Annotated in this window: 6 protein-coding genes; 2 read left to right on the forward strand and 4 right to left on the reverse strand. The window is 63.8% G+C overall.

Translation table 11 applies throughout. From position 1 onward, the window contains the following. Nucleotides 1-110: 110 nt before the first annotated feature. Both NZM16_RS13550 and tsaA read left to right on the forward strand, forming a co-directional pair. Nucleotides 111-1,445: an MATE family efflux transporter gene (locus NZM16_RS13550; protein ID WP_295480882.1), complete on the forward strand. Its 1,335-nt coding sequence runs from the start codon at nucleotides 111-113 to the stop codon at nucleotides 1,443-1,445. Between the two features lie 137 nt (nucleotides 1,446-1,582). Continuing rightward, complete coding sequence (tsaA, locus tag NZM16_RS13555) at nucleotides 1,583-1,996, forward strand: tRNA (N6-threonylcarbamoyladenosine(37)-N6)-methyltransferase TrmO (protein ID WP_295480884.1); 414 nt, start codon at nucleotides 1,583-1,585, stop codon at nucleotides 1,994-1,996. 229 nt (nucleotides 1,997-2,225) lie between these two features. Here the strand turns inward: tsaA and NZM16_RS13560 are convergent, their stop codons facing one another. The 4 genes from NZM16_RS13560 to NZM16_RS13575 all read right to left on the reverse strand — a co-directional run bounded on the left by NZM16_RS13560 (nucleotide 2,226) and on the right by NZM16_RS13575 (nucleotide 8,161). Then, nucleotides 2,226-3,626, reverse strand: coding sequence for a DUF3536 domain-containing protein (locus NZM16_RS13560; protein ID WP_295451447.1), 1,401 nt, complete (start codon nucleotides 3,624-3,626; stop codon nucleotides 2,226-2,228). A gap of 311 nt (nucleotides 3,627-3,937) precedes the next feature. Further along, complete coding sequence (locus NZM16_RS13565; protein ID WP_295451449.1) at nucleotides 3,938-5,296, reverse strand: TldD/PmbA family protein; 1,359 nt, start codon at nucleotides 5,294-5,296, stop codon at nucleotides 3,938-3,940. 35 nt (nucleotides 5,297-5,331) lie between these two features. Further along, nucleotides 5,332-6,804: a TldD/PmbA family protein gene (locus tag NZM16_RS13570; protein WP_295451452.1), complete on the reverse strand. Its 1,473-nt coding sequence runs from the start codon at nucleotides 6,802-6,804 to the stop codon at nucleotides 5,332-5,334. A 154-nt stretch (nucleotides 6,805-6,958) separates the two neighbouring features. After that, complete coding sequence (locus tag NZM16_RS13575) at nucleotides 6,959-8,161, reverse strand: MFS transporter (RefSeq protein ID WP_295451454.1); 1,203 nt, start codon at nucleotides 8,159-8,161, stop codon at nucleotides 6,959-6,961. Nucleotides 8,162-8,349: the final 188 nt, after the last annotated feature.

Genomic DNA, 8,349 nt, shown 5'->3' on the forward strand with positions numbered 1-8,349 from the left:
TAGGGCTTTGACCGGATTTAATATCCCGTCGTAGGTTCAAGGGTAAACCCATGCCGCACCGTGAGATCCGACGCGCCCCGGGCGGGCTCGGGATTGCCTGTAGAGCCCGTTTGAGTGTTCCTGGCCGATGGCCTCTGAAAATCGTGATCGGGCTGGCCTGGCCGGCGGTCCTGGAGCAGTTATTGAACATTGTGGTGGATTGGACCGATGCGTATATCGCCGGGCATTTAGGAACCGTTGCTCTGGCAGCTGTGGGACTGAGCGGCCAGATCGTGAATCTGGTGGCCGTCTTCTTTGGCGCCCTCGGGGTTGGAGCCACTGCCCTGGTGGCTCGAGCGGTGGGGGCTGGCGATCCCGATCAGGCCGGCCGGATCACCCTCCAAGCATTGCTCAGTGCGGTGGTCATCGGGGTGGTTGGGATGGCCTTCGCGGGCATCGGTGGGGCATGGATGTTCGTCGCTCTGGGTGCGGAACCGGCGGTCGGCGCCGCTGCCCGCATCTATCTGAACCTCGTGGCCCTCTCTTTCCCGGCTATGGCTTTCCTCTTCGTGGGCAATGCCGCGCTTCGAGGCGCCGGGGACACCCTCACGCCGATGCGTGTGTGGGCCGTGGTGGTCTTTACCAACGCCGCCCTGGCCTGGGCGCTGTCCGGCCCCTGGGGTCTCTTCCATTTGGGGGTTGCCGGGCTGGGGATCGCGGCAGCCATGGCCCGGACCGTGGGGGCGATGCTGGTGGGGATGCGTTTATGGCGTGGGACCCCTCGTCTGGCCCTACCGCATCGCGGGCTGGGGCTGGAATGGGAGGTGTTAAAACGGATCCTGCGCGTCGGATTGCCCGCAGGGGCGGAGCAGTTGCTCCTCCAGCTCGCCCTCCTGAATCTAACAGGGGTCATCACCGCCCTGGGGACCGCGGCCTATGCAGCCCATCAAATCGGATTGCGGGTGATGTCCCTTTCTTTCCTCCCCGGGTGGGGATTCGCCGTGGCGGCTTCCACCATGACCGGTCAAGCGCTGGGGGCCCGACAGCCGGAAGCAGGAAGACGGGCGACGTTCAGCGCTCTCCTCCTCGCGTTGATGCTGATGGGAGCGATGGGACTGGCCCTGGCGCTGGGAGGGCCTTTGCTGGTGGATCTTTTCACCGAGGATCCAGAGGTCATCCGTCAGGGCGCTGCCGCTTTGCGGATCACTGCTCTGATCCAGCCGGCCATGGCGCTCAGCTTTGTGTTTTCCGGGGCGCTGCGCGGGGCTGGGGATACCCATTACACGTTGCTGATCACAGCCACATCCATCTGGCTCGTTCGTCTTCCGATCGCCCTGCTTTTCGCCCACGGGCTGGGTTGGGGATTGCCCGGTGCCTGGATGGGCATGCTGGCGGATTTCGCCGTGCGGGCCATGCTCTTTGGATGGCGTTTCATGAGCGGGGCATGGGAGCGAGTTCGCGTATGATTCTTTCATGCGAAGCTTGTGGAGGATAGGGGCCGCCGAAGGCGGCCCCTATCCTCCACCCCTCGCAAAAACTTGTCTCCTCTGGCAGGCTGGATGAGAGGATCGGCCAGTTCGTCCAAAGTCCGGTGGAGAGCAGCATGGATCAAAAGGAATGGGTGTTCCGATCGATCGGATATGTCCGGAGCCGCTTCTCAGAATGGACGGAAGCGGATGTGATGCGGCAGGAGGAGAGCGAGCTCGTTTTGGAGCCGGAGTTCGTGGAGGGTCTGGAGGGGCTACAACCTGGCGATATCTTGATGGTCATTTATGTTCTGGATCGGGTGAAGGAAGCCCGTCTGAAGGTCCACCCGCGGGGCGATCCCACCAAGCCGATGAAAGGGGTCTTCGCCACCCGTTCCCAGTATCGACCGAATCCGATCGGACTTACCGGGGTGCGTGTAGTGGCCATCGAAGGGAATGTGGTGCGCGTGCGGGGTCTGGACGCGCTGGACGGTTCCCCTATTCTGGATTTGAAGATCGCCTCCGATCTGGATCGGCCTCCCGATCCCTGACCGGGAAGATGAGGGATAGCGTGGCACGCCTTCGGCTTGGGGGCGGAGCTGGGGGCCGAAGGCGCTCAGCTCCGCCCCCAAAACCCTCCCGAGGAGCCCAACTGCCTAACTCCTCAGGTCCAAAGAAAGTTCGAGGACAGGCCGTGCCGCCGAAGGGGTCGCCGTCCGCCTAACCGCTCCCGTGGACCAAGGAGAGGCTCTGGAGACGGGCAGGGAGCTCAACTCGCATTTATGAGCTGGCATGGGAAGGGGGATGGGTTCCTGGCCGGTTGGCCCAGATCTCATCGAAGATCTGAGCCCCGGTTTTGCCGGTGCGCTCGCTTCGGGCCAGGGCCAGGGCGTGACGGAATCCTTCGCTCAGATCGACCCCCGTCGCTTCCTGGATCAGTTCGATGGCCCGAGCCGCCTGACGGATCACCAGACGGGGCTCCAGGCCATCCAGATCCGCAAAGAACCAGCCGCAACTGGCGAACATGCGCTGGCGATGGACCTGAGCCTGCAGGGCCAGCAGAAGCCGCTGCTCCACATCCGTGGAGAGAGGTCGATCGGCGAATTCCCGCAATAGGGAGCGGGCATCCATCACCCCCAGAACCACGTGGATATACTCGTCCCGCAACCTCCATGGATTCCCGATGCGCCCATGGGCGAGGTCCAGATAGGCGGCATCGATCTCCTCCGATAGCAGATCCATTGCCGCCCGCAGGATCGCTTTCCAGCGGGAATCGCCAGGGGTGCAGGCGCATCCCGTGCTCCAGCGGGCCAGGCCATGGGCGCAGCTCCAGGCCGTGTTCTGGATCACCTCGATTTCCTCCACCGGCGGATGCGCCCGCAGATACTCGGTCAGGGTCACCACTTCATAGCCCGGGGCCTGCGGGTGAAGCAGGCGCTCCAGGAAATCCACTCCTTCCCGGTGATGATGGCCGAAGGTCTCCCCATCCATCGCCAGCAACGTCAGATAGGGCCTTCCCCGCAGGGCCTCCTTCGCCCAGCGATCCGCAGGTCCCAGAGAGGGCAGCGCGAAGGCAACCTGATTGGAGAGATCCCGATCGCGAACGAAGACCGTGAAATACGCGTTAGCCTCCAGGCGAACCCGGTAGGGTCCTGCCCCCCTAGTGAGCCCTCCCCGCACCTGCTCCGAAGAAAGGATGGCGAACGTCAGGCCGGCCTCTGCCAGCACCTCCAATGTGGACAGATCCACAGCCATCTCCGGCAGCCACATCCCCCGGGGATGCCGGCCGAAACGGTGCTGGAAGGATTTGATCCCCCAGTAAACCTGAGTGATCTTATCGCGCCGACGAGCGAGGGGAAGGATCGTGTGATGGGCGGATTGGGCGATGGCATTCCCCACCCCCCGGGCCACGTTGACCCGATCCGCCTCCAGGATCCTCTGGTAAGTCTCCGGATCGTGACGGGCGAGCCAGGCGATCAGGGTAGGCCCCACGTTGAAACTGATCCCCTCAAACAGGCAGCGCTCCGCCAGCGGCCGATAACACTCGGCCGTGATCTTCTCGTTGAAGTTGCGATAAGGCTCCGCCCCGGGCTCCGGGGGGACCTCCCCAGTCCACGGATCCTCGCGAGGGGGCTGATAGAAATGCCCATGGACTGCAAGCAACATGTTGGACTCGCTCAATGGAAGCCTCCGCTGGCTAAAAGAGTTAGAAGTTACACCGTTGGGAGCCGAGCGGATAAAGTGGAATGACCCTCCCCACGACCCTTTGGAACGCGGGGAGGGAGATAGCCGACCTCCCGAGAAAGCGAACGGCGCATTCTTATGGAGTTGGGTGATGAGCCAGGCACCCTTGGCACCCGGCTCATCCGCCGGATAACCCCACCGACATCCTTTTCCCCTTCCCACCGGAGAGGGGCGAAAGAGGATAGAGAGAAACCGATCCGCCCTGCATATCATTCCGCAAGGGCGCCTCCCTGCCGAGCGACGCCCATCTAATGCCCGGGCATCTCCGTCACTCCAGTGAAGGTGAAGGCCTCTAACAGGAGGGCGGGAACGCAGGTGAACCCGAATCCCTCCGAGAGCACCCAGCGCTCTGTCCCCACCGCCCGCACCTGAGCCAGGGCCGGCACATATCCCTGGGTGAAACGCAGGTTCTGCACCGGATAGGCGATCTCCCCCTTCTCGATCCAAAACACCCCGTCCCGGGTCATCCCGGTCAGCACACAATCCCGGGGATGGACCAGGCGGGTATACCAGAACCGGGTGATGTAGAGGCCACGGTCGACCTGACGGATCATCTCCTCCAGCGTTACCTCCCCAGGAGCCATAAACAGGTGGAGGGGAATCGGCCCCAGGCTGGCCGTCTGGGGACGGGAACGGGGGAGCGCGTGGCCAGTGGAACGCCGGCCTTCCCGGGCGGCGGTCACCGTATCATATACCGGGCCCTGGGGAACTCCCTTTTCCACGATCACCACCCGTTGACGAGGGACTCCTTCAAAATCAAAGGGAAGCGGCAATCCCGCCACATCTCGGCCGTCGTCCCAAATGGTCACCAGGGGGGACATGATCGGGCGGCCGATGCGATCGTTCATCCATGATCGACCCTCCTGGACGGCCAGCGCGCCGGCGCCGGCATAACCCAGCCAGGAAAGGATGTCGTCGACCGCGTAAGGCTCCAGCACCACCGGATATACCCCCGGCTCGATCGGCCGTGGGTTCCGGCTTCGCAACGCTCGGTCGACGGCGGATCGACCCATGGCCTCCACATCCAGATCCGCCAGACGCCAGGCCGCTCGATGGGCGTAACCGGATCCCTCATCACACATCACGACGGTGGTGAAATGGGCTTCGGTTCCCACGTGATAAGCGAACACCCCTCGGGAGTTCGCCACCGCCAGTTCGTAGATCCCGGTGGAGAGCGCGCCCGCCGCGCTCGCCCCTGCGGATTCCGCCCATCGGCAGACCGCGCCGACGGCACGGGCCCGCCACTCCGGGGTGGCCCCTGCGACCGCCTCGTCGAAGGCTGTCACGGGTTCGATGGGCTGAGGATCCGGGAGGCCTGGGAACTCCGGGTTCTCCGGCTGCAGTCGGGCCAGCGCCACGGCCTCTGCGATGGCTTTCTCCAGCGCCTCTTCCGTCAGACGGTTCGTGATCGCCGAGCCCACCCGCTTGCCCAGGACTACCCGGATGGCGACTTCGGTGTTGACCTCGGCCACATTTTGATGGATCGTGTTGTTGGCGAAGCGGGTGAGCGCGCTGTCGTGGGCTTCCAGGACGATCTCGGTCTCATCCGCTGGAGAGATCCTCAGGGCGTTCTCCAGGAGCTCACGGATGTGCGATTCGCCGAGCATCGTATGCTCCCTCATTTGGGGTTTGGAGATATGCTTTATTTCCGGCTGAACACCCGCACATTGCGGAAGCGGGCGGGGGCGGCTCCATGGCCCGTGTGGGCCAACTGCGAAGGCTGCCCCTTCCCACAATTGGGCGTCCCCCAGATCACCCAGTGATTTGCGTTGCACACCGCATCGCAGGAGCGCCAGAACTCCGGCGTGATCCCGGTGTAGATCGGGTTCTTCAGCAGGCGGGTCCGCTTCCCGCCCCGGATCTCCCAGGCGATCTCGCAACCGAACTGGAAATTCAGCCGCTTATCGTCGATGCTCCAGGAGCGGTTCGTGTCCATGAAGATCCCTTCCTCGGTATCCGCGATCAGGTCTTCCAGGCGCCATGTCCCGGGGAGCAGGTTCACATTCGTCATCCGGATCAGGGGGATCCGGTTCCACCCCGAGGCCCGCATCGTGCCGTTGGAAAGGCCAGTGACATAAGGAGAGGGGCCGAGAAGCCTGAGCAGCTGTCGGGCGGTCTCGCGGGATGTCATGTAGCCGACAAAGAGGCCTTCCTTCACGATATCCACCCGCTGAGCGGGCACCCCCTCATCATCCCACCCGAAAGTCCCCAGGCCACCGGGCAGCGTGGCGTCGGCGGTGATGTTCACCACCTCCGAGCCATAGCGGAAGGTCCCCAGCTTCTCGGGGGTCAGGAATGAGGTCCCCGCGTAGGCGGCCTCTGTCCCGAAGACGCGATCCAGCTCGATGGGATGCCCGCACGATTCGTGGATCTGAAGGGCAACCTGGGAACCTCCCAGGATCACCGTGGTTACGGTATCCGGACAGGGGTCAGCGGTGAGCAGGGCGACCGCTTCCTCCGCGATGCGCGGCGCGTGGCCTGGCAGGTCGCATTCCTCGATGAATTCCCATCCCCGGGTCATCTGATGGCGGCCCACGGAATTCGGATAGGAGCGACGCTGGACCTCATCGGGCCCCACCGCCAGGGCCTCGATGCTGCAGCCCGATTCGATGATCTCCTGCTCGATCCAGGATCCTTCTGTGCTGGCGAAGGTCTTTCGCTCGCGGAGGAACACCATCTCCGCCTCCGTGGCGGCGATCCCCTTCACCCCCCGCATCGCTGCGTCCGCGGCCAGCAGAACCTCCAGCTTCTTCTCGAGGGGTATGGTGAAGGGATCGACCTCCACCGGCGTCCGATAGGTTCCGCGCTGGACGACCGGCGGGCCGATATCTACATCTTCTTTCTTGAAGAGGGCGCTGGCCTTCGCAATCTGAACGGCTCGCCCAGCGACCTGCTCTGCCTCTTCCAGGGTCAACCGGGCGCTGGAGGCAAACCCCCAGGCGCCGTCGGCGATCACCCGGACCCCGAAGCCCATATCCTCGATCTGGCTGATGCCCTGGACCACGCCGTTGCGGACCAGCAGGGACTGCTCGATGCGGTGGACCAGGCGGACATCCGCATAGGATGCGCCTTTCAGTTGCGCGGCATTCAGCGCACGCTCCAGAAGTTCCTTCACGGTCCCCTCCCGTTTCGATGATTCAATCGACTCTTCTCAGGCGCTGGGCGCCAAGGATCGGCCTTCGCCGATCTTGACACCGTCGACGCAGGTTAACCGTTGGCCGGAGGTCCAGAACAGGTGATTTCCATCTCCGCATTCAGATGTGCCTGTATTATAGGTCACGTCCATTTTTTCCTAAACCGCGTCCGGACGAAACGGCTTCCGCTTTTCGATCCAGCGCCCCGGCCCAAAAGGTCCATCCGATCGCCAGGGGGAGCAACAGCCAGGCGACCTGCAGTGGATAAGCGGGCTGAAGGGCGAACAAGAATCCGGCCGCTGGAGCGGCCAGCGTCAGGGCCAGGCTGCGGGCCGTGTGGACCAGGGCAGAAGACGTGGCCCGGGTTTCCTGGGATGCCAGACGCAGAATCCGGGCCGCCGCCAGGGAGTATCCGGCATAAACGCCGCCCAGGAGCATCATGGCCCCGATCACCACCGGAAGGTATCGGAATCCAACCAGGAGGAGCAGAAAGGCGATCCAACCCAGTCCCCACGCGCTCAGCAACCCCAGCGGCCGCGTCCGCCCTTGATCCCATCGGCCCAGCACGGGGCCGAGCAGGACGATCCCGAGCGCCTGGAGCGAGGCGAAGAGGCCCAAATGAGCTTTGGTCCAACCCCCGGCCTGTTGCAGGAAGTTCGGAAGCAGAACCAGCCCCACCTGCCCGATCGCGAACAGGCCCAGAAGAGCCAGGCCGAACCGCCATGGGATCCCTTGCCAGAGCTCCCGCACGCTTCGGTGTCCCGAGCGTTCTGGAGGCGGATCCATAGGGAGAAAGAGGGCAGCGAGGGTCGATAGGGCGAACAGCCCGGCGCTGATGAGCAGCACCCGGCGCAGGCCCCAGTGATGGGCCAGCCATCCCCCCAGGGCGGGCGTCAGAACGCCGCCCAGCGCGTAGCTGGCGCTTAGCAAGGGAAAGGCTCGCTCCAGGGGGATGGGGCCGGCCATGCGGGCCACGTAAGCGTTGATAATGGGAAGACAGTAGCCCGACACCAGATATAGCGTCAGGCCCGGGATGAACGTTTGCCAGCTGTTCGCTCCCGCCATCGCCAGAACCCCCACCAGTCCGGCGATCCATCCGCCCAGCATCAGCGGCTTATGGGGGAGGCGATCCGCCACCCAACCCGCCGGAAGGTAAACTACGGTTAGAATCAGCTCCCCAATCCCGATCGCGATCCCGACCTGCGACGGCGTGGCTCCCAGTTCCTGCACGTATACCGGAACCAGATAGAAGAAAAGCCCCTCCCCCAGTGCCCAGAGGATTTCGGAGACCATCAATAGCTGGATGATCCGCCATGGCGATGAGAATGGAAGCCTCATAGGACAGATCTCCATCTTGTTTCTCTCTATGGCCACTCGTGCTTTGTCCAGCGATCAACGGGGGGTTGAGGAACCGAAGCCCGTCCGGAAGGCCATGGCCCCTCCCCCCTTTCTCCCCCCTCCGCACGGCCCTCTGGGCCGTGAGGAGGGGGGAGAAAACATCTTTCGGGGGCGGTGCAGGGGGCCAA

It is taken from the genome of Thermoflexus sp. (genome assembly GCF_025055495.1).
GTDB lineage: Bacteria > Chloroflexota > Anaerolineae > Thermoflexales > Thermoflexaceae > Thermoflexus.